16 protein-coding genes are annotated in these 22,473 nt (G+C 73.4%); 8 read left to right on the top strand and 8 right to left on the bottom strand.

Annotated features, from left to right (window positions below; genetic code table 11):
- Window positions 1-9: 9 nt before the first annotated feature.
- Complete coding sequence (locus ACFY32_RS02985; RefSeq protein WP_359195541.1) at window positions 10-873, bottom strand: hypothetical protein; 864 nt, start codon at window positions 871-873, stop codon at window positions 10-12.
- Window positions 874-1,041: 168 nt separating this feature from the next.
- Between ACFY32_RS02985 and ACFY32_RS02980 the strand changes: the two genes are divergently transcribed.
- The gene (locus tag ACFY32_RS02980; protein WP_359195538.1) at window positions 1,042-2,361 is read left to right on the top strand and encodes a histidine kinase; all 1,320 of its coding nucleotides are present in this window, start codon (window positions 1,042-1,044) and stop codon (window positions 2,359-2,361) included.
- A gap of 235 nt (window positions 2,362-2,596) precedes the next feature.
- Here ACFY32_RS02980 and ACFY32_RS02975 read toward each other — a convergent pair whose 3' ends face one another.
- The gene (locus ACFY32_RS02975) at window positions 2,597-3,094 is read right to left on the bottom strand and encodes an SUKH-3 domain-containing protein (RefSeq protein ID WP_359195535.1); all 498 of its coding nucleotides are present in this window, start codon (window positions 3,092-3,094) and stop codon (window positions 2,597-2,599) included.
- A gap of 52 nt (window positions 3,095-3,146) precedes the next feature.
- The gene (locus tag ACFY32_RS02970; RefSeq protein ID WP_359195532.1) at window positions 3,147-3,677 is read right to left on the bottom strand and encodes a YwqJ-related putative deaminase; all 531 of its coding nucleotides are present in this window, start codon (window positions 3,675-3,677) and stop codon (window positions 3,147-3,149) included.
- A 304-nt stretch (window positions 3,678-3,981) separates the two neighbouring features.
- Between ACFY32_RS02970 and ACFY32_RS02965 the strand changes: the two genes are divergently transcribed.
- The 3 genes from ACFY32_RS02965 to ACFY32_RS02955 all read left to right on the top strand — a co-directional run bounded on the left by ACFY32_RS02965 (window position 3,982) and on the right by ACFY32_RS02955 (window position 8,806).
- Entirely contained in the window at window positions 3,982-4,965 is a 984-nt protein-coding gene (locus ACFY32_RS02965; RefSeq protein ID WP_359195529.1) for an SMI1/KNR4 family protein, read from the top strand.
- Between the two features lie 8 nt (window positions 4,966-4,973).
- Entirely contained in the window at window positions 4,974-7,742 is a 2,769-nt protein-coding gene (locus tag ACFY32_RS02960; RefSeq protein ID WP_390673280.1) for an SUKH-4 family immunity protein, read from the top strand.
- 179 nt (window positions 7,743-7,921) lie between these two features.
- Entirely contained in the window at window positions 7,922-8,806 is an 885-nt protein-coding gene (locus ACFY32_RS02955; RefSeq protein ID WP_390673279.1) for a cellulose-binding protein, read from the top strand.
- A gap of 64 nt (window positions 8,807-8,870) precedes the next feature.
- Here ACFY32_RS02955 and ACFY32_RS02950 read toward each other — a convergent pair whose 3' ends face one another.
- The 3 genes from ACFY32_RS02950 to ACFY32_RS02940 form a co-directional block, all read right to left on the bottom strand.
- On the bottom strand, window positions 8,871-10,451 hold the full coding sequence (locus tag ACFY32_RS02950) for a cation acetate symporter (RefSeq protein WP_359195959.1): 1,581 nt from the start codon (window positions 10,449-10,451) through the stop codon (window positions 8,871-8,873).
- A 26-nt stretch (window positions 10,452-10,477) separates the two neighbouring features.
- Window positions 10,478-10,936 carry a DUF485 domain-containing protein gene (locus ACFY32_RS02945; protein ID WP_390673278.1) on the bottom strand — a complete coding sequence of 153 codons (459 nt, stop codon included), beginning with the start codon at window positions 10,934-10,936 and terminating at the stop codon, window positions 10,478-10,480.
- A gap of 356 nt (window positions 10,937-11,292) precedes the next feature.
- The gene (locus ACFY32_RS02940) at window positions 11,293-12,792 is read right to left on the bottom strand and encodes an MFS transporter (RefSeq protein WP_390673277.1); all 1,500 of its coding nucleotides are present in this window, start codon (window positions 12,790-12,792) and stop codon (window positions 11,293-11,295) included.
- Window positions 12,793-13,222: 430 nt separating this feature from the next.
- On the opposite strand from ACFY32_RS02940, the gene ACFY32_RS02935 reads away from it, so the two are divergent.
- From ACFY32_RS02935 to mfd, 3 genes are all read left to right on the top strand, one after another.
- A complete protein-coding gene (locus ACFY32_RS02935) occupies window positions 13,223-14,008 on the top strand; it encodes an ABC transporter ATP-binding protein (protein WP_359195514.1) in 786 nt (261 codons plus the stop codon).
- Window positions 14,005-16,569, top strand: coding sequence for an ABC transporter permease (locus ACFY32_RS02930; RefSeq protein ID WP_390673276.1), 2,565 nt, complete (start codon window positions 14,005-14,007; stop codon window positions 16,567-16,569). Before ACFY32_RS02935 ends, ACFY32_RS02930 begins: the two co-directional genes overlap by 4 nt.
- A 284-nt stretch (window positions 16,570-16,853) precedes the next feature.
- The gene (gene mfd / locus ACFY32_RS02925) at window positions 16,854-20,405 is read left to right on the top strand and encodes a transcription-repair coupling factor (protein ID WP_359195508.1); all 3,552 of its coding nucleotides are present in this window, start codon (window positions 16,854-16,856) and stop codon (window positions 20,403-20,405) included.
- 109 nt (window positions 20,406-20,514) lie between these two features.
- Here mfd and ACFY32_RS02920 read toward each other — a convergent pair whose 3' ends face one another.
- Window positions 20,515-20,715: an antitoxin gene (locus tag ACFY32_RS02920; protein ID WP_359195505.1), complete on the bottom strand. Its 201-nt coding sequence runs from the start codon at window positions 20,713-20,715 to the stop codon at window positions 20,515-20,517.
- A 153-nt stretch (window positions 20,716-20,868) separates the two neighbouring features.
- Here ACFY32_RS02920 and ACFY32_RS02915 point away from each other — a divergent pair, with 153 nt between their 5' ends.
- Window positions 20,869-21,633, top strand: coding sequence for an HNH endonuclease family protein (locus ACFY32_RS02915; RefSeq protein ID WP_359195502.1), 765 nt, complete (start codon window positions 20,869-20,871; stop codon window positions 21,631-21,633).
- Between the two features lie 54 nt (window positions 21,634-21,687).
- On the opposite strand, the gene ACFY32_RS02910 is transcribed toward ACFY32_RS02915, so the two are convergent.
- Window positions 21,688-22,422, bottom strand: a complete 735-nt coding sequence (locus tag ACFY32_RS02910) for a hypothetical protein (RefSeq protein ID WP_390673275.1) — start codon at window positions 22,420-22,422, stop codon at window positions 21,688-21,690.
- Window positions 22,423-22,473 lie beyond the last annotated feature (51 nt).

Raw genomic sequence — 22,473 nt, 5'->3', positions numbered from 1 at the left:
CGTCAGACCTTACCTGAGACGTTCGGACGCCTGGGCCACCATTCCCTTCCACCAGCCCTCGATCCTGCGGTACAGCTCGGCGGACTGCGACACCCGGATCACCAGGCAACCCCGGTAGTCGTCGCCGACGTTCTTGCGCACCGTCTTCGGGTTGTGCTTCTTGATCGTCGTCTTCTGGAAGCCGGAGACGTCGACGCCCACCAGGTCCGCCCAGTAGCGCTCGGCTCCCTCCGCGTCCGCGGTCATGTGGATCATCACGCGGTACGCCAGACGTTCGCGGTCCACCCCCACCAGGTCCAGCCAGGCGAGGAAGAGCCGGATCACGCCGGGGTCACTGTTGACGAAGAGGACGTGCTCCCGGCGGTCGTACGGTTTGTCCTTGGCGCCCTCGGCCCAGTAGAGGGCAACTCCCGTCATGAGCAGATCGCGCTCGCTCAGTCGGCCGACCTGCTGTTCCGCGGCGGCCTTGGTGCGTTGCCGGACTTCGTCCCGGACCGCCAGCTCGTGCTCCCATCGTTTGCGGCCCGCCAGCCTGGCCTGTTCGGAGGGGGAGCGGCGTTCTGGCTTGGGAAGGTCCCGTACCCACAGGGAGATCGAGCTTTTCGAGCACCCGAGTTCGACTTGGATGCGGTCGTAGGTCCAGCCCTGGAGCCGTAGCTCCCTCGCCTTGTCGCGGAGGTCGTCCTTCGCGTTGGGGCGCCTGGTCCATTCCGGAGGGGGCTCGCCCTCCAGGAGGCGGTTGAGGATGTCGTTGTTGTCGACGTGCAGGCGGTCCCGGATCTGGCGTCGGCTGAGGCCCGCGCGGCGCAGGCCCAGCGCCTGCTCCCGCAGGCCCTCGAAGTCCGCGTACTTGCCCTGTGGGTGTGTGGTCATGGGGCCAGCGTCCGGGCGGAATGGGCGGCTCCGGGGGTGAACGGCGTTCGGTTCAATCGTTCGAGGGGTATCGCGTCGTATCGCTTCCGTTCGGTCACCCTCTGTGGTGGAGGCCGGTCCGGGAAAAGTCCCCGGAAACGGAGCGGCTCGCGCCCGTAGGCTGGAGGCATGACCACGACGGGGGAAGACCATGTAACGGCCCGGGGTGGGCCTTTGTGGTGGGAGCGGCGGCGCGGTGCGGTGCTCGATGCGGGCCTGGCCGCGGTGTCGGCGCTGGAGTGCGCGGTGGAGGGGATTCCGTTCGCCGCGGACGCCGGGGTGCCGTGGGCGGCGGGGGTCGTCTTCGGGGCGCTGGCCGGTGCGGTGCTGGCGGTGCGGCGGAAGTGGCCGATCGCGGTGGTGCTGGTGGCGATCGCGGTCACGCCGGCGCAGATGGGTTTCCTGATGGGCGTGGTGGGGCTGTACACGCTGGCCGCGTGTGAGCTGCCGCGGCGGATCATCGGCGCGCTGGCGGGGATGTCGCTGCTGGGTTCGATGATCGTGACGTTCGTGCGGGTGCGGCAGGACATGGCGCGGGGGGACCTGGGGATCGGGGACTGGTTCATCCCGTTCGCCGCGATCACGATCTCGCTGGGGCTGACCGCTCCGCCGGTGCTGCTGGGGCTGTACGTCGGGGCGCGGCGGCGGTTGATGGAGAGCCTGCGGGAGCGGGCGGATTCGCTGGAGCGGGAGCTTCAGTTGCTCGCGGAGCGGGCGGAGGAGCGTGCCGAGTGGGCGCGGAACGAGGAGCGGACGCGGATCGCGCGGGAGATGCACGACGTGGTGGCGCACCGGGTGAGCCTGATGGTGGTGCACGCGGCGGCGTTGCAGGCGGTGGCGCGCAAGGACCCGGAGAAGGCCGTGAAGAACGCGGCGTTGGTGGGGGACATGGGGCGGCAGGCGCTGACCGAGTTGCGGGAGATGCTGGGGGTGCTGCGCAGCGGGGGCGAGGAGCGCCGGGATCGGGCGTCGGTGCCGTTGGCGGCGGTGGGGGCGGCGGCCGCGGCGGCGGCCTCGCGGGCGGTGCTGGACGAGGGTGAGGGGCCCTCGCTGTCGGAGCTGGACGAGTTGATCGGGCAGTCGGCGGCGGCGGGGATGGTGGTGGATCTGAGGGTGGAGGGGCAGGCGCGGCCGTATCCGCCGGAGGTGGAGCAGACGGCGTTCCGGGTGGTGCAGGAGGCGCTGACGAACGTGCACAAGCACGCGTCGGGGGCGAAGACGTATGTGCGGTTGGCGCACCGGGTGTCGGAGATCGCGATGCAGGTGGAGAACGAGCCGCCGCCGGAGCCGGGGTCCGCGTCCTCGGCGCGGTTGCCGTCGGGGGGCAACGGGCTGGTGGGGATGAAGGAACGGGTGTCGGCGCTGGGCGGGGTGTTCGTGTCCGGGCCGACGGACGCGGGGGGTTACCGGGTGTCGGCGGTGATTCCGTCGGCGCCGCGGGCGGCGTGACCGGGTGACTGGGGTGGCCGGGTGGCCAGGGTGACCGGGTGGCCAGGGTGACCGGGTGACCAGGGTGACTGCGTGACTGGGGTGACCGCGTGACCGGGTAGCCGCGTTGCCGGGTGACCAGGGTGACCGGGTGACCAGGATGACCGTGTGACTGGTGTGACCGCGTGACCGCGTGACCGCGTTGCCGGGGTGGCCGTCGTGCCCGTCTGGCCGGCGGAGTCCTGGGTGCCGGGGGTCAGTTCGTGGTGAGGCGGGGTGGTTCGGTGCCGGTGATCAGGGTGGTGAGGGCGTGGTCGAGGTCGGGGCCGAGGTACCAGTCGCCGGTGTGGTCGAGGGCGTAGACGCGGCTGCCGGTGTCGATGGCGATGAGGGCCTGGGTGTCGGTCTCGGCGCCGAGCGGACAGACCTCGGTGCCCAGCGCGCGGCCGAGGTCGCCGAGGGTGCGGGCGAGGTGGAGGCCGTGCAGCGGGTCGAGGTGCAGGGTGGCGGGGGCGACCTGGCGGCCGGGTCCGGTGGGGGTGATGTGCAGGCCGCCGAACTCGGCCCAGGCTTCCACGGCGGCGGGGAAGACGCTGTGCCGGTGGCCGGCCGGTGAGGTGTGCTCGCGCAGGGCGTCGGCCCAGATCTCGGCCTGTCTGATGTCCCAGCGTCCGGGCTGCCAGCCGGCGTCGCGCAGGGCGGCGTCGACGGGGACGGGGAACCGGGTGGTGGAGGTGCGGTCGGCGGCGTGCATCGGCCTTCGTTCGTCGTCCGTGGGTGTGGTGCGTGCCGGTGGGGCGGGGTGGTCAGCCGTCCGTGGCCGTGGGGTCGACGACGCGGACGCCGAAGTGGGCGGCGAGGGCGGTGCAGGCGCGGCAGGGGGCGGCGAAGGTGCCGTGGAGGGGGTCGCCGTCCTCGCGGATGCGGCGGGCGGTGAGCTTGGCGTGCTTGAGGGCCTTGCGGGCCTCGCCGTTGGTCATGGGTCTGCGGGAGGCGCGCTTGCTGCGGGCGGCGTCGGCGGCGGTGATGTGCCGGGAGATGAGGATGGTCTCGGCGCAGCGGCCGGTGAACCGGTCGCGCTGTCCGCTGGTGAGGGCGTCGAGGAAGTCGCGGACCAGGGGGTGCAGCGCGGGCGGGTTGTCGCCGCGGGCGGCGGTGCCGGTGAGGGTGGTGCCGCGGACGGAGAGGGCGGCGGCGACGGTGGGGAGGATGCCGTCGCGGCGGTGGCGCAGGGCGGGGGTGGCCAGGGTGTCGGTGCTGCTCCAGTTGATGCGCGGGTCGCCGGTCCGGGGGTCGTCGGACCGGCCCGCCTGGGGTCCCGTCTGCGTCGCACTCATGATCATCTTCCCCTCCTGAGCATCCCCCCGGAGTTCACAGAGTGCCAAATGGCGTGGCGGCTGCGGAAGCTGGGGCGTGGCGACACGCCCGGGTATGGGCGTTCCGTCACGGTGGGGTGACGGCTGGTCACGGAAGCGGAGGGGTCGGTCGCCGGTGCCGGTGACCGGTGTCGTCGTACCGCATAGGCTGTCGGCACCGCGATCGGGCGGTGATCCGGACCGGGTCGGCTGGGTTGATCCGGACCGGGTCAGTTGGACCGACAGGACAGTCCGTACGGACTTCACGCCGCAGGGGGCAACCGCCATGACGACAGGTCGGCTCGGGCAGCGGGCCGCGCCGCCGAACGCGGCCTACGCCGGACAGGTCGTGCACTTCCCGGACCCGGTGCGGGCGGCCCGCCATCCGCGAGGGGTGCGGGTGGACGAGGCCGGGTTCCCGGACTTCTCCCCGTACGCGCGGGCTGCGGCCGAGATCGCGGACCCGCCGGAGGGTTTCGGTGTGGACGAACTGCGGCTGACGGACTACGTGTCGGCGAACGCGGCGCTGTCGGCGTCGGGGCACCCGTTGTGGGACACGGTGCCGGCGGTGGCGACACCGCACAACTGGACGTGGCACCACGTGGCGGGGACCCGGCGGCTGGAACTGGTACCGGTCGAGGTGAAGGCGCTGCTGCGGCACCACGGCGGGATCGCGACGGCCCGGGTGGAGCAGGGCAAGCGGGGGACGCGGCCGTTGCGGGAGACGCGGCCGGCGCACTTCGGGCTGCCGAAGTCGGGGGTGGCGGTGTCGGAGCAGCAGGTGCTGGGGGTCGAGGAGGACCTCGGGTACCGGCTGCCGGGGGCGTACCGGTCGTTCCTGAAGGCGGCGGGCGGGTGCGCGCCGGTGGGGACGGCGCTGGACGCGGAGCTGGGGCTGCTGATCGACCAGCCGTTCTTCACGGTGCGTGAGGAGGCGGCGGTCAATGATCTGGTCTACGTCAACAAGTGTCTGCGCGACCACCTGACCAAGGACTACCTCGGTGTCGCCTTCGTGCAGGGCGGGCTGCTGGCGGTGAAGGTGAAGGGCGAGCGGACCGGTTCGGTGTGGTTCTGCGCGTACGACGACGCGCGGGACGTCGATCCGGCGTGGTCGCCGGCGGAGCGGGTGGAGCGGTTGCTGATGCCGTGCGGTGAGGACTTCGACGTGTTCCTGTCGCGGTTGGCGGGTTCGCCGCCGGAGCTGGAGACGGTGGCGAACCTGATGGTGGACGGCGGGTTCGCGCGGTCCGTCGCGGTGTCCGGGGAGTGAGCTGACTGATGGTGACGTTCGCGCAGGCGCAGGAGCGCGCGGAGGAATGGATCAACGGCGACGTGCCGGCGTACCAGCACCGGGAGGTGCGGGTACGGGAGTTCGGGCTCGGGTTCGTGGTCTGGGCCGAGGACCGGGCGGAGGGGCCGCGCTCGGACGGGGGCGCGCAGAAGCTGGTCATCGCCCGGGACAGCGGGGAGGCCACGCTGTGGCCGTCGCTGCCGGTGGGCGAGGTGATCCGCCGGTACGAGGAGGAGTACGGCGGCGCCGACGCGGAACCGGCCCCGGTGCCCGCCCCTTCGGCGCGGGTCGACCTCAACCAGACGTCGTTCCTGCTGAGTCCTCCGGAGTGGTTGCAGGAGGCGGCGGACAAGCTGGGCATTCCGGATGGCCGCCGGGGGGAGGGGACGGGGACGGCAGCGACGGGGGGTGGCGCGTCGGCTTCGGAGGCCGGTGGGTCGGCTTCGGGGGGCGGTGGGGCGACTCCGGCGTCCGGTGCTTCGTCCTCCGGTGCTTCGGCGTCCGGTGCTTCGTCCTCCGGTGCTTCGGCGTCCAGTGCTTCGGCGTCCGGTGCCTCGTCTTCCGGTGCTTCGGCTTCCGGGGCCGGTGCGTCGGTGCCGGGCTCCGGGGCCGCTTGGCCGGTGGCCGGTGGGAGCGGTGGCGGCGCGGCGCCGGGGGCGCCGGCCGGGGCCACGCCCTGGGCCGGGACCGACACCACCGGGGACGACGGTGACGACCGTTCCGTACCCCTGCCCGATACGGTGTTCGCACCGCCGCTGGCCGAGGAGGGGTCGGTCGCGCCGGACGCCAGGACGGCACTGATGGCGGGCGGCAGCCAGCTTCCGCCCACGGCGGTGGCGCCGGCGGTGGAGGAGCGGGAGCAGGGGACGGCCGGTGGTGCCGGTGGTGCCGGTGGAGCGGTGGACGGTGGTGCCGTTGCGCCGGGTACGCCGCCCGTGCCGCCCGCGCCCGCGTCGCCGGGGGTGCCCGGTCGGTCGCTCGCGCCGCATGCCGGGGACATCGCCGACGCCGCGACCAGCAAGGCGGCGCCTTCGCCGCAGCGGGGCGGGGGCGCGTCGACGCCGCCTCCGCCGAGCGCGCCGCCGGGCGTACGGCCCGGCAGCACGCCCCCGCCGTCCGCCTCCGCGCCGGGCGGTTATGTGCCGACGCAGCTCGCGTCGGCCCTCGGCGGCCCGGACAACCCCGGACCGCCGCAGCCGCCCGGCCCTCCGAACACGCCCGGGACGCCCCCGGGCGGCGTCCACCACGCCGCGACGATGCTGTCCGACCCCGGCCGGCCGGGCACCACCCCGCCCCCGCCGGGCCCGCCCGGTGTCCCCGGCGGCGCGGCGGCCAAGCCCGGCGCACCCGGAACTCCGGGTACGCCCGGCACCCCTGGCGTCCCCGGCACCCCCGGCGTACCCGGGGCCCCCGGCACCCCCGGCGTACCCGGGGCCCCCGCCGCTCCCGGCGTACCCGGCGCCCCCAAGCCCCCCGGCGCTCCCGGAACCCCCGGCGCCCCCGCCCCCGCCCCCGGGCAGGACGGTGTGCACCACGCGGCGACCGTGCTGGCCCAGCCCCCCGCGGGCGCCCCCGGCACGCCCCCGCCCCCCGGAGCCGTACCGCCGCCCCCCGGAGCCCCCGGCCCCGTGCCCCCCGCGGCCGCCGCACCCCCCTTCGGTGCCGTGCCCCCGGGTGCCGCCCCGCATCCCGGGATGCCCCCGGGAGCCGTACCGCCCTCAGGAGCCGTACCGCCCCCGGGGATGCCTCCCGCCTACGGCTATCCGCCGCAGGTGCCGGGGCAGCCGACCGTCGGGCCCGGCTATCAGGCCGTGTTGCGGTACCGGGCGCACGACGGTTCCGAGCAGCAGGTGATCCGGCGTTCCGCGCCGGGCACCCCGCATCCGGAGTGGCAGATCTTCCACGAGCTGCGGGCCATGAACGTGCCCCCGGACCAGGTCCTGGAGCTGCACACGGAGCTGGAGTCCTGCGAGCTGCCGGGCGCGTACTGCGCGCGGATGATCCGTGAGCAGTGGCCGCAGGCGCGGATCACGTCGATCGCCCCGTACGGCACCGATCACGCGAGCCGCCAGCAGGGGATGCGGGAACTCCTGGCGCACCAGGGCGAGTTGCACCAGGTCGCCGACGGCCCCGCGCGTCCGGCGCCGGTGCGCGTGCCGCTGCCGCCGGTGCCGCCCGCGCCGCCGGTGCCGCCGGAGGGCATCGCGCAGGAGCTGGCCGCGGCGTTCGGGCCGGGCGTGTTCCGGTTCGACCAGGCGGCGGTGTCCCGGCAGGGCGTGCCGCCGATCGTGGCGCACACCCTGGTGGTGGCGGGGCTGCCGATGGACATGGGCCCGTTCTTCTGGGCGCAGGCCCAGCCCGGCCGTCCGGTGCCGACGCTGGCGGAGCTGGCGGCCGAGCGCGGGGTGCAGCCGGCCTCGGACGCGGGGTCGTACCTGGTGGTCGGCAGCGACTTCGGCAAGGCGATCTGTGTGCAGTACGGCACGGCGAACATCGTGGCCGTGCCGGTGGAGGCCGGTCCGGGCGGGGCGCCGGTGCCGCCGCAGTTCGTGAACACCGGGCTGCCGGAGTTCGCGCGCTGCCTGGCGCTGCTGGGCCGCATGTGGCGGCTGCGGTACGGACTGAACCAGGAGCAGGCGGGCCGCTGGACCGTCGACTTCCAGGCCCAGTTGGCCGCGCTGGACGCGGCGGCGCTCGGGTCGCCGGAGAGCTGGTGGTCGGTGCTGCTGGAGCAGATGTGGGACGGGCTGCTGTGATCCGGCGCCGCTGAGGCGCGCGGACGGGAGGGGCCGGGCCGGGTCGGATACGACCGGAGCCCGGCCCTTTTCGCGTGCGGAGTGTCGCGTTAAGAACACCAGCCTCTGATCCATAAAGTCCGTAAAGTCCGAACAATAACTACGCAAGCTGGACGGATCGGGCGAACAGGGGTCCCAGTATGAGCAGCGCACCGGTGCCGCCCCACGGTTTCGTGACCGTACGGGGGCGCGGTTACCGTCCCGAGCAGGTCGAGGCGTGTGCCGCGGCCCTCTCCCAGGAGCGCGACGCCGCCTGGGAGCGGGCCGCCCGGCTCACCGTGCTGGCCCGGGAGATGGACGAGGAACTGGCCGAGCTGCGGGAGGTGGTGGCCGGGCTCGCCCCGCAGGACTACGCGGCGCTGGGGGAACGCGCCCAGCGGTTCTTCCGGCTGGCCCGGGAGGAGGCCGCCGCCCTCCGGGAGGACGCGCGGGCGTACGCCGCCGGGGTGGAGCGGGACGCCCGCGCCTACGCCGCCGGTGTCGAGGAGGCCGCGCGGGCGCACGCCGACGCTGTGCGCACCGAGGCCGACGAGCGGGCCCGGCAGCGGCTGCTCGCGGCGCGCGCCGAGGCCGACGAGGCGCGGATCGCGGCCCGGCGCGAGGTGAAGGCCGGCCGGGGCGAGGCGCTGGCCGCGCTGCGCGAAGTGCGGCGGCGCGGCTCCGCGATGCTCGCCGAGCAGGCCCGGGAGCACGCGGCGCGGTGGGCGGCGGCCCAAACCGAGGAGGCCGAGCGGGTGGCCGCCCTTCAGGAATGGGAGACGGAGGCGGTGGCGCGGGCCGAGCGGGCGGCGGCCGAGGCCGAACGGGAACTGGCCGAGACCGCGGAGTGGGCCCGGCACCGGCCGGCGCAGGCCCGCGCCCGAGCGGCCGAGGTGGTCGCCGAGGCACGGGCCCGGGGAGAGCGGATCGCCCGGGAGACCGAGCGGGTGCTGCGCGAGCACGGTGAGCGGTGGGACGCCGTCCAGGCCCAGATGGACCAGGTCCGCAGCCGCATCAGCGCACTGACGGGCCGCGCGGCGGAGTGACGTACCGACGCACGGGCGTACCGGCGCACGGGCGTACCGGCGCACGGCGGCCCCTGATGCCCCCTCAGCCCCCCTTCCGTACCGCTCCCGCCAGCAGGCCCGCCTCCTCCGCCTCGTACCTGCGGCGTTGTTCCTCCGTGCGGCGGCGGCCGGAGGCGAGGGTGCCGAGCCAGCCCGCGGCGAAGCCGGCCGGGACGGAGACCAGGGCCGTGGTGGTGAACGGGAACCAGTTGAAGTCGGCGTCGGGGAAGGCGGCGACGGGGGTGCCGGAGACCAGGCTGGTGCCCGGGATCAGGGCGAACACCGCGAGGCTGCCGCCGATCAGCGTCCACAGCAGGCCGGTGCGGGTGAAGCGGCGCCAGAAGAGGCTGTAGACCAGCGCGGGGCACAGCGCGGAGGCGCCCAGGCAGAAGGAGAGCGTGGCCAGCGGCTGGAGGCTGCGGTGCTGCACCAGCGTGGCCAGGGCGATCGCGGGGATGCCGACCGCGACCGCCGACAGCCTGGCCAGCGTCATCTCCCGGCGGGGCGACAGCGCGCGGGCCCGCTGGGCGAACACGTCGTGGGCGAGGGAGTTGGCGCAGGCCAGGATCATGCCGGCGACCGAGGCGAGCAGGGTGAGGAACATCGCCGTGCCGACGGTGGTGAACAGGACCGTCTCCACCATGGTCACGTCGGTGCCGAAGGCGGCGCGGGAGCCCAGCAGGTACGCCGTGTTGCCGGCCGCGTCGGTCGCGGCGACCGTCTCCCGGCCGACCAGGGCGGTCGCGCCGAACCCGACGACGGTGACGACCAGCACGAACAGCGCGACGAGGGAGACCGCCCAGGACATCGACCGGCGGACCTGGCGGGCGCTGGAGGCGGTGTACATGCGCATGGTGACGTGCGGGAGGCAGGCGCCGCCCAGCACCACCGCCAACTGGGAGGACAGCATGTCCAGTCCGGGGCGCGGTCCGGCGGCGTACTCCAGGCCGGGGTGCAGGAACGCCTGCCCCGCGCCGCTGTTGCGGGCGGCGGCGTCGAAGAGGGCGCCCGGGTTCCAGTCGAAGCGGTACAGGAGCAGGACGGTGACCACGGCGCCCGAGCCGAGCAGCATCACGATCTTCAGTATCTGGATCAGGGCGGTGCCCTTCATCCCGCCGATCGCCGCGTAGCTGATCATCAGCGCGCCGACGCCGATGATGCAGCCGGTCTGGAGGGTCTCGCCGCTGAAGCCCAGCAGGAACGACATGAGCTGGCCGGTGCCGGCGAGCTGCACCAGCATCATCGGCAGCAGCGCGGCGATGGTCACCACGCAGGCCGTGACGCGCACGCCCCGGCCGGGGGTCTGCCGGGCCAGTACGTCGCCCATGGTGAACCGGCCCGCGTTGCGCAGGGGTTCGGCCATCAGGAACATCAGCAGCAGCAGGGAGAGCGCGGTGCTGAGGGCCAGGACGACCCCGTCGAAGCCGAACAGGGCGATCACCCCGCCGGTGCCCAGCACGGTCGCCGCGGAGATGTAGTCGCCGGCGATGGCCAGGCCGTTGCGCATCGGCGACAGGGAGCTGTAGCCGGTGTAGAACTCGTCCAGGTCGTCGCGGTCCGGGCCGGTCATCACGCACAGCAGCAGCGTGATCGTGGCGACGGCCGAGAACCCCACCAGCGCCATCGCCTGGGCGCCGTCGCTGAACCCCGTCACCGTCCCGCCTCCCGGTGCGCGTGACCGGCGCTCTCCGCGCGGATGCGGTCGGAGAGCGGGTCGACGCGGCGGCGCGCGGTGCGCTCGTACAGGGCGATCGCCAGCCAGGTGACGGGCAGTTGGAGCAGGGCGAGCAGCAGGCCGACGGAGAGGCCGGGGGTGACCGTGCCGGTCAGCGCGGCCGGGGCGAAGGCCGCGAGACAGAGGAAGACCAGGAAGTAGCCGAGCGCGGCGAAGGTGGCCGTCCGCCGCTGCCGGCGGTAGGCGGTGCGCAGGTGCCGCAGGTCCCGGTGGTGGCCGAGCGGCGTGCGGTACGGGGACGGGGCGGCGGCCGGGGGAGCGGCCGGCCGGTGCGGGGGCGGGGGCGGGCCTGGCTGCCAGGGGTAGGTGAGGTACGACGGGGAGGAGTCGTGGGGCGGGTGGTACCGGTGCGATGTGCGCGGGTCGTGGGACATCCCGGGGCTCCTTGCGCGGCTCGGGTCCGGTGCGGCGGACCGCAGGGAGGGTGGGGGGAGCCACGCACGCTACTCGGGGGCCTGGGGGTGCGGAGGTTTTCCACAGGGGGAATGGTCGGGGTGCCAGTCGGCGGGGCGTTTCCTTGGGCAGGGGCCCTGTGCGGGTCGCCGCCCGATGCCTCTTCGGTCCTCTCTGACCGGCCCTGGACCGATCCCGGGCCACCTCGGGGCCGCCCTGGGGTGATCCCGGGCCATTCGGGGCCGCCCTGGGGCGATCCGGGGCTACTCGGGGCCGACCCTGGGCCGATCCCGCTCCACTCCTGGCCGGCCGTGGGCCAGCCCTCGACCAGCCCAGGTCACTCCTTGGTCAGCACCGGGAACCTGCGCGGTGCCAGCACCAGCAGCACCAGGAAGGCGAGGGCTGCCGCGCCCGCCGCGCCCAGGTAGACGGCGTGCACCGCGTCGGCGATCGCGCGGCGGAAGGGCTCGCCGGCCGTGCCGGAGTCCAGCGCGCGGGTGACCGCGTCCAGGTCGCCCGCGCCGCCGAGCCGCGCGGCCAGCACCCCGTTGGCGACCGCGCCGAAGACGGCCGCGCCCGCCGTCTGCCCGGTCTGCCGGCAGAACAGCACCGACGCCGTGGCCGTACCCCGCTCCGACCAGCCGACCGTCGACTGCACGCCCACGATGAGCGGCAGTTGGAACAGCCCGAGCGCCGCACCGAGCAGCAGCATCAGCGCGGCCGGCTGCCAGGCGTGGCCCGGGTACGGCAGGAAGGGGAACGCCAGCAGGATGAGGGTGGCCGCGCCGATGCCCAGCAGGGCGGTGTTGCGGAAGCCGATCCGGCGGTAGACGTGCTGGCTGAGCGCCGCCGACACCGGCCAGCTCAGCGTCCACACCGACAGCACGAACCCGGCCGCCACCGGCGCCAGCCCCAGCACGGACTGCGCGTACGTCGGCAGGAACACCGCCGGTGCCACCATCAGCAACCCCAGCGCGCCCAGCGCGAGATTGACCGCGGCGATCGTCCGGCGCCGCCACACCCAGCCCGGCATGATCGGGTCGGCCGCCCGGCGTTCGATCACCACCACGGCCGCCAGCAGCAGCAGTCCGGTCCCGAACAGCGTCAGCGAGGGCGCGGACAGCCAAGGCCAGGCGACCCCGCCCTGCACCAGCGCGGTCAGCAGCACGCCGCCGCAGCCGAACACGGCCAGCGCGCCCGCCCAGTCGATCCGGGCGCGCGGACCGCCCGCCGCCCTCCCGGGTTCGTGCAGGTGACGGACGATCAGCCAGAGGGCGACCGCGCCGACCGGCAGGTTGACCAGGAAGATCCACCGCCAGTCGGTGTACGCGGCCAGCACCCCGCCGAGGCCGGGGCCCGCGACCGCGGACAGGGCCCACACGGTGGAGAGCCGGGCCTGGATCTTCGGCCGTTCCTTCAGCGGGTACAGGTCGGCGGCGAGGGTCTGCACGGTGCCCTGCAGGGCGCCGCCGCCCAGGCCCTGCACGATGCGGAAGGCGATGAGCGCGGCCATGTTCCAGGCGAGCGCGCACAGCAGGGAGCCGAGCAGGAACAGGACGGCGCCCGCGACCAGGACGGGTTTGCGGCCGAAGGTGTCGGAGAGCTTGCCGTACACGGGGAGGGTGACGGTGACGGCGAGCAGATAGCCGGAGAACAGCCAGGAGAAGACGGAGAATCCGCCCAGGTCGCCGACGATCTGCGGTACGGCGGTGGAGACGATGGTGGAGTCCAGGGCGGCCAGCGCCATGGCCAGCATCAGCGCGGCGACGACGGGGCCCCGCCGTGCGGTGCCGGCCGGCCGGGCGGTGTCGGGTATCGCGGGTCTGGTGCTGCCCACCCCGGGTTCCTTCCCTGAGTCCTGCGGTCGTTTCCCCTTGCACGCAAGTGCCGGGATCAGCTTCCCACTTGAGCCGGGAGATGCGGGAGGGCGCACCCCGGGTGGGCCGGAGGGCGGAGGCCGACCCCTAGGGAATCTCCACCGAGGGGTGGAGCGCCCCTAGGGGTACCTCCGTACTACGGCTCGGGGAGGGTTCGTACCGGCGGAGGACGAGCGGGGCCCGGCGGGCTCCTTAGTCTGGCTGCACGCCGTCGGGGGGCGGCGTACCGGAGTGCCGGAGGTGGGGTTTTCCCCCGCTGAAGAGTGCGCTGAGCACCAGCGCGCCCGGCGGCCGGTTCGACCAGACTCGACCCATCGCACCGCCCGGTGCCACCGGGGATTCCGCCGTCGCACCGACGGCTCGTTCCATGACCGACATAGGAGTTGTGCCATGACATCGGCCGTATCCATTCCCAGGCAAGGAAGCGCCGGGCGTACGGCCGTCGCCGCGCGGGCGCGGCAGGTCGTGAAGGCGTACGGGGCGGGGGAGACCCGGGTCGTCGCCTTGGACCACGTCGACGTGGACATAGCCCGCGGCCAGTTCACCGCGATCATGGGGCCCTCGGGGTCGGGGAAGTCCACGCTGATGCACTGCCTGGCCGGGCTGGACACCGTGACCTCGGGCCAGATCCACCTGGACGAGACCGAGATCACCGGCCTGAAGGACAAGCGGCTCACCCAGTTGCGCCGGGACCGGATCGGCTTCATCTTCCAGGCGTTCAACCTGCTGCCGACGCTGAACGCGCTGGAGAACATCACGCTGCCCATGGACATCGCCGGCCGCAAACCCGACAAGGCGTGGCTGGACCGGGTCGTGGACACCGTCGGGCTCGCCGGGCGGCTCAAGCACCGGCCGACCCAGTTGTCCGGCGGCCAGCAGCAGCGGGTGGCGGTGGCGCGGGCACTGGCCGCCCGGCCCGAGATCATCTTCGGTGACGAGCCGACCGGCAACCTCGACTCCCGGGCGGGCGCCGAGGTCCTGGGCTTCCTGCGCCGGTCGGTGGACGAACTCGGCCAGACCATCGTGATGGTCACCCACGACCCGGTCGCCGCCGGCTACGCGGACCGGGTGCTCTTCCTCGCCGACGGCCGGATCGTCGACGAGATGCTGAAGCCCACCGCGGACGCCGTCCTGGACCGTATGAAGGACTTCGACGCCCGGGGGCGTACGTCATGACCGTGTGGAAGACCTCGATGCGCAACTTCTACGCGCACAAGGGCCGGATGGCGCTCTCGGCGGTGGCGGTGCTGCTGTCGGTGGCGTTCGTCTGCGGCACGCTGGTGTTCACCGACACGATGAACACGACGTTCGACAAGCTGTTCGCCGTCTCCTCCTCCGACGTCACCGTCGCCCCGAAGGCCGCCGACGGCGAGGAGGACCCGCAGAACGGGGTGCCCGCGTCGCTGCCGGCGGCCACCCTGGACAAGGTCCGCGCCGCCGAGGGCGTCGAGGCGGCGGAGGGCGCCGTCGTGTCGATGAACGTCACCGTCGTCGACGCCGACAACGACAACGTGGGCGCCACCAGCGGCGCCCCGACCCTCGCCGGCAACTGGACCGAGAACGACCTGCGGTCGATGGAGATCACCTCCGGGCATGCCCCGCGCGGGCCCACCGAGGCGATGGTCGACGCCGACACCGCCGACAAGCACGACCTGAAGATCGGCGACGAGCTGCGCACGATCTCCCAGACCGGTGACTTCCGCACCCGGATCGTCGGCATCGCCACGTTCACCGTCACCAACCCCGGCGCGGCCGTCGTCTACTTCGACACCCCGACCGCCCAGCGCGAACTGCTCGGCGCCGCCGACCGGTTCAGCCAGGTCAACGTCACCGCCGCGGACGGCGTCTCCGACGCCCGGCTCAAGCGGAACGTCACCGAGGCGCTGGGCGGCGCCTACAAGATCCAGACCGCGAAGGAGGCGTCGGACGAGGGCCGCCAGGACGTCGGCGAGTTCATGGACGTCATCAAGTACGCCATGCTCGGCTTCGCCGGGATCGCCTTCCTGGTCGGCATCTTCCTGATCATCAACACCTTCTCCATGCTGGTCGCCCAGCGCACCCGCGAGATCGGCCTGATGCGGGCCATCGGCTCCTCCCGCAAGCAGGTCAACCGCTCGGTCCTGCTCGAAGCGCTGCTCCTCGGCATCGTCGGCTCCGTCCTCGGCGTGGCCGCCGGGGTCGGGATCGCCATCGGCCTGATGCAGTTGATGTCGGCGGCGGGCATGAACCTGTCCACCGACGACCTGACCGTGAAGACGGCCACCCCGGTCGTCGGCCTGGTCCTCGGCGTGGTCGTCACCGTCCTGGCCGCCTACCTCCCGGCGCGCCGGGCCGGCAAGGTCTCCCCGATGGCCGCCCTGCGCGACGCCGGCACCCCGGCCGACGGCAAGGCCGGCCGGGTCCGCGCCCTGATCGGCCTGCTCCTCACCGCGGCGGGCGGCGCCGCCCTGTACGCGGCGGGCACGGCGGACAAGGCGAGCGACGGGTCGCTGATGCTCGGCGCCGGCGTGGTGCTGACCCTGATCGGCTTCGTCGTCATCGGTCCGCTGCTGGCCGGGGCGGTGGTCCGGGTGATCAGCGCGGTCCTGCTGCGGGCCTTCGGTCCGGTCGGCCGGATGGCCGAGCGCAACGCCCTGCGCAACCCCCGCCGCACCGGCGCCACCGGCGCGGCCCTCATGATCGGCCTGGCCCTGGTGGCCTGTCTGTCGGTGGTCGGCTCCTCGATGGTCGCCTCCGCCACCAGCGAGCTGGACAAGTCGGTCGGCGCCGACTTCATCGTCGAGGGCAACCAGCGGATCGTCCCGGGAGCCGAGAAGGCGATGCGCGCCACCCCGGGCCTGGAGCACGTCACCAGCTACAAGCAGATCGACGCCACCCTCACCTCGCCCGACGGCGCGAAGGACACCGACGGCGTCACCGCCGCCGACCCCACCTACGCCGAGGACCTGCGCCGCCCGACCACCGCCGGCGACCTGGCCGACGCGTACGGCACGGACGCCATGGCGGTCGGCTCGGACTACGCCACCGCGCACGGCGTCGGGGTCGGCGACACCCTCACCGTCGCCTTCGAGGGCGGCCGGACCGCGAAGCTGAAGGTCGCCGCCATCACCGACGACGACACCGCCATCGACCAGGGCGCCCGCTACATCGGCCTCGACACCCTGCGCAAGTACCTCCCGGCCGGGCAGATCCCACCGGACACGATCATGTTCGCCAAGGCGAAGGAGGGGCAGCAGGACCAGGCGTACGCGGCCCTGAAGAAGTCCCTGGACCCCTACCCGCAGTACCAGGTGCGGGACCAGACCGACTACAAGCAGGAGCTGAAGGACCAGATCGGCCAGTTGCTCAACATGGTCTACGGCCTGCTCGCCCTGGCGATCATCGTCGCGGTGCTGGGCGTGGTGAACACCCTGGCCCTCTCGGTGGTCGAACGGACCCGGGAGATCGGCCTGATGCGGGCCATCGGCCTCTCCCGCCGCCAGTTGCGCCGCATGATCCGCCTGGAGTCCGTGGTCATCGCCCTCTTCGGCGCCCTGCTCGGCCTCGGCCTCGGCATGGGCTGGGGCACCACCGCCCAGAAGCTGCTCGCCCTGGAGGGCCTGAACGTCCTGGACATCCCCTGGCCCACCATCCTCGGCGTCTTCGCCGGCTCCGCCTTCGTCGGCCTGTTCGCCGCGCTGGTCCCGGCGTTCCGGGCGGGCCGCATGAACGTCCTGAACGCGATCGCGACGGAGTAACCGGACACGGGGGAAACGACCACCGCGCACGGGGGACGCGGGGGAAGGGCCCGGCGTCGGCCGTCCTGACGGACACCGGCACCGGGCCCCTTCGCGCCGCACGCGGGCGGACGCACCGCCCCGCGGCCCGGCCCGTCCGGCCGCGGGCGGCGGCGGTCCGTGATCAGGACGCCGTCCACAGGCTCGGGCGGGCGGGCCCGGGGCGTCGTACGCTGGACACCCCCGGCTCGTGCCCGCGCCGGGCCTTTCGTGTTGCACACCACCGGACGGAAAGCGCTCCCCCCATGAGCCTGCACGGTCTGCTCGACGCCGTCGTCAAGGACGCCGCCCTCGCGGAAGCGATCGCCGCGGCCGGCGACGGCAACCGCATGCACGTCGACCTGGTCGGTCCCCCCGCGGCCCGGCCGTTCTCGGTCGCCGCGCTCGCCCGCGGCTCGGGCCGCCCCGTGCTCGCCGTCACGGCCACCGGCCGGGAGGCGGAGGACCTGGCCGCGGCCCTGCGGTCGCTGCTGCCCACCGAGGGCGTGGTGGAGTACCCCTCGTGGGAGACGCTCCCGCACGAGCGGCTCAGCCCGCGCAGCGACACCGTCGGCCGCCGTCTCGCCGTGCTGCGGCGCCTGGCCCACCCCCGCCCCGACGACCCCGAGACCGGTCCCGTCTCCGTCGTCGTCGCACCCGTACGGTCCGTGCTCCAGCCGCAGGTCAAGGGGCTGGGCGACCTGGAGCCGGTGGCGCTCAGGAGCGGTCAGCAAGCCGATCTGGGCCAGGTGACCGAGGCGCTGGCCGCCGCCGCGTACGCCCGGGTGGAGCTGGTGGAGAAGCGCGGGGAGTTCGCCGTGCGCGGCGGCATCCTCGACGTGTTCCCGCCCACCGAGGAACACCCCCTGCGCATCGAGTTCTGGGGCGACGACGTAGAGGAGATCCGTTACTTCAAGGTCGCCGACCAGCGGTCCCTGGAGGTCGCCGAGCACGGTCTGTGGGCGCCGCCCTGCCGTGAGCTGCTGCTCACCGACGAGGTCCGCCGCCGCGCCGCCGCCCTCGCCGAGGAACACCCCGAGCTGGGCGAACTCCTCGGCAAGATCGCCGAGGGCATCGCGGTGGAGGGCATGGAGTCCCTCGCGCCGGTCCTCGTCGACGACATGGAGCTGCTGCTCGACGTGCTGCCCGCGGGCGCCATGGCCGTCGTCTGCGACCCCGAGCGGGTGCGCACCCGGGCCGCGGACCTGGTGGCCACCTCGCAGGAGTTCCTCCAGGCGTCCTGGGCGGCGACCGCCGGCGGCGGCGAGGCGCCCATCGACGTCGGCGCGGCCTCCCTGTGGTCCCTCGCCGACGTCCGGGACCGGGCCCGCGAGCTGGGCATGATGTGGTGGTCGGTGTCGCCGTTCGCCGCCGACGACGCGGTCGAGGACGCCGACACCCTCAAGCTCGGCATGCACGCCCCCGAGACCTACCGCGGCGACACCGCCAAGGCGCTCGCCGACACCAAGGGCTGGCTCGCCGAGGGCTGGCGCGTCGCCTACGTCACCGAGGGCCACGGCACCGCCGCCCGCACGGTGGAGGTGCTCGGCGGCGAGGGCATCGCCGCCCGGCTGACCGTGCCCGACGCGAAGTCGGCCGGGCTCGGCGAGCTGAGCCCCTCCGTCGTGCACGTCGCCTGCGGCTCCCTGGACCACGGCTTCGTCGACCCGGCGCTGAGGCTGGCGGTGCTCACCGAGACCGACCTGTCCGGGCAGAAGGCGGCCGGCCGCGAGGGCGCCCGGATGCCCGCCCGGCGCCGCAAGACCATCGACCCGCTCACCCTGGAGGCGGGCGACTACATCGTCCACGAGCAGCACGGCGTCGGCCGCTACATCGAGATGGTCCAGCGCACCGTGCAGGGCGCCACCCGCGAGTACCTCGTCGTGGAGTACGCCCCCGCCAAGCGCGGCCAGCCCGGCGACCGCCTCTACATCCCCACCGACCAGCTCGAACAGATCACCAAGTACGTCGGTGGCGAGGCACCCACCCTGCACCGCCTGGGCGGCGCCGACTGGACCAAGACCAAGGCCCGCGCCAAGAAGGCCGTCAAGGAGATCGCCGCCGACCTGATCAAGCTCTACAGCGCGCGGATGGCCGCGCCCGGCCACGCCTTCGGCCCGGACACGCCCTGGCAGCGCGAGCTGGAGGACGCCTTCCCGTACGCGGAGACCCCCGACCAGCTCACTACCATCGCCGAGGTCAAGGAGGACATGCAGAAGTCGGTCCCGATGGACCGCCTGATCTGCGGCGACGTCGGCTACGGCAAGACGGAGATCGCCGTGCGGGCCGCCTTCAAGGCCGTCCAGGACGGCAAGCAGGTCGCCGTGCTGGTGCCGACCACCCTGCTGGTGCAGCAGCACTTCGGGACGTTCAGCGAGCGCTACGCCCAGTTCCCGGTGAACGTGCGGGCGCTGTCCCGGTTCCAGACCGACACCGAGGCCAAGGCCACCCTGGAGGGCCTGCGCGAGGGCTCGGTCGACGTCGTCATCGGCACCCACCGGCTGTTCTCCTCCGAGACCAAGTTCAAGGACCTCGGCCTGGTCATCGTGGACGAGGAGCAGCGCTTCGGCGTCGAGCACAAGGAGCAGCTCAAGAAGCTCCGCGCCAACGTCGACGTGCTGACCATGTCCGCCACCCCCATCCCGCGCACCCTGGAGATGGCGGTCACCGGCATCCGCGAGATGTCCACCATCACCACCCCGCCGGAGGAACGCCACCCGGTGCTGACCTTCGTCGGCCCCTACGAGGAGAAGCAGATCGGCGCCGCCATCCGCCGCGAACTGCTCCGTGAGGGCCAGGTCTTCTACATCCACAACCGGGTCGAGTCCATCGACCGCGCCGCCGCCCGGCTCCGCGACATCGTCCCCGAGGCCCGGATCGCCACCGCCCACGGCCAGATGTCCGAACAGGCCCTGGAACAGGTCGTGGTGGACTTCTGGGAGAAGAAGTTCGACGTGCTGGTCTCCACCACGATCGTGGAGTCCGGCATCGACATCTCCAACGCCAACACCCTCATCGTCGAACGCGGCGACAACTTCGGCCTCAGCCAGCTCCACCAGTTGCGCGGCCGGGTCGGCCGCGGCCGCGAGCGCGGATACGCGTACTTCCTCTACCCGCCCGAGAAGCCGCTGACCGAGACCGCCCACGAGCGGCTCGCCACCATCGCCCAGCACACCGAGATGGGCGCCGGCATGTACGTGGCGATGAAGGACCTGGAGATCCGCGGCGCCGGCAACCTGCTCGGCGGCGAGCAGTCCGGGCACATCGCGGGCGTCGGCTTCGACCTGTACGTCCGGATGGTCGGCGAGGCGGTGGCCGACTACCGGGCCGCCCTCGAAGGCGGCGCGCAGGAGGAGCCGCCGCTGGAGGTCAAGATCGAGCTGCCGGTCGACGCGCACGTCCCGCACGACTACGCCCCCGGCGAGCGGCTGCGCCTGCAGGCGTACCGCGCGATCGCCTCCGCCAACACCGAGGAGGACATCGCCGCCGTCCGCGAGGAACTCGCCGACCGGTACGGCAAACTGCCCGAACCGGTGGAGAACCTGCTGCTGGTCGCGGGCCTGCGGATGCTCGCGCGGGCGTGCGCCGTCGGCGAGATCGTGCTCCAGGGCAACAACATCCGGTTCGCGCCGGTGGAGTTGCGCGAGTCGCAGGAGCTGCGCCTCAAGCGGCTCTACCCGGGCAGCGTGATCAAGACGACGGCCCACCAGGTGCTCGTACCGCGTCCCAAGACCGCCAAGGTCGGCGGCCGGCCGCTGGTCGGGCGGGAACTGCTGGCCTGGGTCGGGGAGTTCCTGACCACGATCCCGGGGTCGTAGCCGGCCGGCCGCTCGCGGCCCTCGCGGCCCTCACGGCCCTCGCGGCAAGGAGCCGTCCACGGGAACCCGCAGGTCCCGTGGACGGCTTCGGCCTTCGAGGGAGCGTGTCCTAGGGCCGGTCCGGGCGGTCGCCGCCCTGGCGGTGCCCCATGCCGAGCCGGCCCTCGGCCTGCTGCTGCGCGGCGTCGACCTGCTTCTCGTACTTGCCGCCGGTCCGCTGGTTGACCTGGCGCTCGGCGGTGTCGGACAGCTTCCTGGACTTCTCCTTGTCCTTGCCGGCCATGCTCTTGACCTTGTCGAAGATGCCCATGCAGAGCTCCTTCCGAGACGTGACTCACTCCCGACCGTACGCCCCTTTCGCGGCGAATGCCCGCTACGGCCCCATGTGGTCTGGACCTCTCGGTCGCTACCGTGGGGGGTGACGTACAGCGAGGGAGGGGCGCCCGTGAGGCGGCACCACAGGATGATCCGTACCGCAGGAGCCGTCTGCGCGGCCCTGGCTCTGGCCCTGGTCACCGGGTGCGAGCAACTGGACGACGGCGGCACCGCGTCGGCGGGCGGCGACGGCACCGGCGCCGGGGCACCGGCCGCCGGGAAGGCCACGAGCCCGCTGCGCAACCCCGACGGCACCGCACCCGGCCTCGCGCCGGTCACCGGGGACGCCGACCGGGCCACCGCCCGCGACCTCATCGGCGACCTGCGCACCAAGGGCCGCGGCCCCAAGACCGGCTACGACCGCGACGAGTTCGGCTACGCCTGGATGGACACCGCCGACGGCGTCCCCCTCGCCCGCAACGGCTGCGACACCCGCAACGACGTCCTCCAGCGTGACGGCGAGGACCTGCGCCTGCGCTCCGGCTCCGACTGCGTCGTCATCGCCATGACCCTGCACGACCCGTACACCGGCACCACCATCGACTGGCGCAAGCAGGACGCCGCCGAGGTGCAGATCGACCACGTCGTACCGCTCTCCTACAGTTGGCAGATGGGCTCCTCCCGCTGGCCCGAGAGCAAACGGGAGCAACTGGCCAACGACGTCCTCAACCTCATGCCGGTCCAGGGCCGCGCCAACTCCGCCAAACGCGACTCGGGCCCCGCCGCCTGGCTCCCGCCCAGCAAACGCGTCCGCTGCGCCTACGCCGTCCGCTTCGCCCAGGTCGCCACCAAGTACGACCTCCCGGTGACCGGCGCGGACCGGGAGGCGATGCTGGAGCAGTGCGGGGGGTGAGGCGGGGACGAGTGTGACGGGGCTTCGGGGCCGGCCCGATCGGCGGCCTGACAGTCAGCTCGTCTTCTTCCAGTCCGCGCAGCCGGTGGTCTTGAAGTAGCCGTCCGAGGCGTTGATCTTCACGACCGCCGTGCCGGACACGTTGTCGTTCGCGATGATCGAGTCGAGCGAGTGCTCGGCGTCCTTGGCGCGTTCCCAGTAGCACATGTCGTCGGCGTTGCCCGTCGACCTGTAGGTGCCCGGGGCGATGTCGGCGCCGACCGCGAACATGCCGCCGTCGCCCGCCATCTTCGTGGCCGGTGAACCGCCCGCCGCCCCCTTGGCCTTCGGGTCGACGGCCTCCCAGTCGTGGCAGCCGCTCGACTTGAAGATCTTGTCGGCGGCGCCGACGGTGACGTAACCGGTGCCCGTCACATTGTCGTTGGCCAGCAGGGAGTCGAGTTCGCCCGAGGCGTCCTTGGCGCGCTCCCAGTAGCACATGCCGTCGGTGTTGCCGGTGGTGCGGTAGGTGCCGGGCTCGACGTCCGAGCCGACCTGGAAGTCACCGTCCCCCGCGAAGGCGGCCTTCTTCTTCTCGTCCGTCTTGCCGCCCTTGTCGCCCTTGTCGCCCTTGTCGTCGCCGGAGTCCTTGCCGCCGGAGTCCTTCCGCGCGGCGGCCGAGGTCCCCTTGTCGCCGCCCGAACCGTTGCCCGAACCGCCGTCCGAGTCACCGCCCGCGTTGGCCGACACGGCCCCGATGACCACGATCCCCACCACGGCCCCCAGCGCGATCTTGCCCTTCATGCCCATGACTGTGTCCCCTCCCGACACGGTGGCCGCCGCCTTGCCGACGGCTGCTCG

This window comes from Streptomyces sp. NPDC000134 (genome assembly GCF_042899225.1).
Classification (GTDB): domain Bacteria; phylum Actinomycetota; class Actinomycetes; order Streptomycetales; family Streptomycetaceae; genus Streptomyces.
This window is presented reverse-complemented; position numbering and strand designations above follow the sequence as displayed.

Bases quoted from the DNA above. Each gene is read 5' to 3' on its own strand.
- ACFY32_RS02985 (WP_359195541.1), bottom strand. From the start codon at position 873: ATGACCACACACCCACAGGGCAAGTACGCGGACTTCGAGGGCCTGCGG.
- ACFY32_RS02980 (WP_359195538.1), top strand. From the start codon at position 1,042: ATGACCACGACGGGGGAAGACCATGTAACGGCCCGGGGTGGGCCTTTG.
- ACFY32_RS02975 (WP_359195535.1), bottom strand. From the start codon at position 3,094: ATGCACGCCGCCGACCGCACCTCCACCACCCGGTTCCCCGTCCCCGTC.
- ACFY32_RS02970 (WP_359195532.1), bottom strand. From the start codon at position 3,677: ATGAGTGCGACGCAGACGGGACCCCAGGCGGGCCGGTCCGACGACCCC.
- ACFY32_RS02965 (WP_359195529.1), top strand. From the start codon at position 3,982: ATGACGACAGGTCGGCTCGGGCAGCGGGCCGCGCCGCCGAACGCGGCC.
- ACFY32_RS02960 (WP_390673280.1), top strand. From the start codon at position 4,974: ATGGTGACGTTCGCGCAGGCGCAGGAGCGCGCGGAGGAATGGATCAAC.
- ACFY32_RS02955 (WP_390673279.1), top strand. From the start codon at position 7,922: ATGAGCAGCGCACCGGTGCCGCCCCACGGTTTCGTGACCGTACGGGGG.
- ACFY32_RS02950 (WP_359195959.1), bottom strand. From the start codon at position 10,451: ATGGCGCTGGTGGGGTTCTCGGCCGTCGCCACGATCACGCTGCTGCTG.
- ACFY32_RS02945 (WP_390673278.1), bottom strand. From the start codon at position 10,936: ATGTCCCACGACCCGCGCACATCGCACCGGTACCACCCGCCCCACGAC.
- ACFY32_RS02935 (WP_359195514.1), top strand. From the start codon at position 13,223: ATGACATCGGCCGTATCCATTCCCAGGCAAGGAAGCGCCGGGCGTACG.
- ACFY32_RS02930 (WP_390673276.1), top strand. From the start codon at position 14,005: ATGACCGTGTGGAAGACCTCGATGCGCAACTTCTACGCGCACAAGGGC.
- mfd (WP_359195508.1), top strand. From the start codon at position 16,854: ATGAGCCTGCACGGTCTGCTCGACGCCGTCGTCAAGGACGCCGCCCTC.
- ACFY32_RS02920 (WP_359195505.1), bottom strand. From the start codon at position 20,715: ATGGGCATCTTCGACAAGGTCAAGAGCATGGCCGGCAAGGACAAGGAG.
- ACFY32_RS02915 (WP_359195502.1), top strand. From the start codon at position 20,869: ATGATCCGTACCGCAGGAGCCGTCTGCGCGGCCCTGGCTCTGGCCCTG.
- ACFY32_RS02910 (WP_390673275.1), bottom strand. From the start codon at position 22,422: ATGGGCATGAAGGGCAAGATCGCGCTGGGGGCCGTGGTGGGGATCGTG.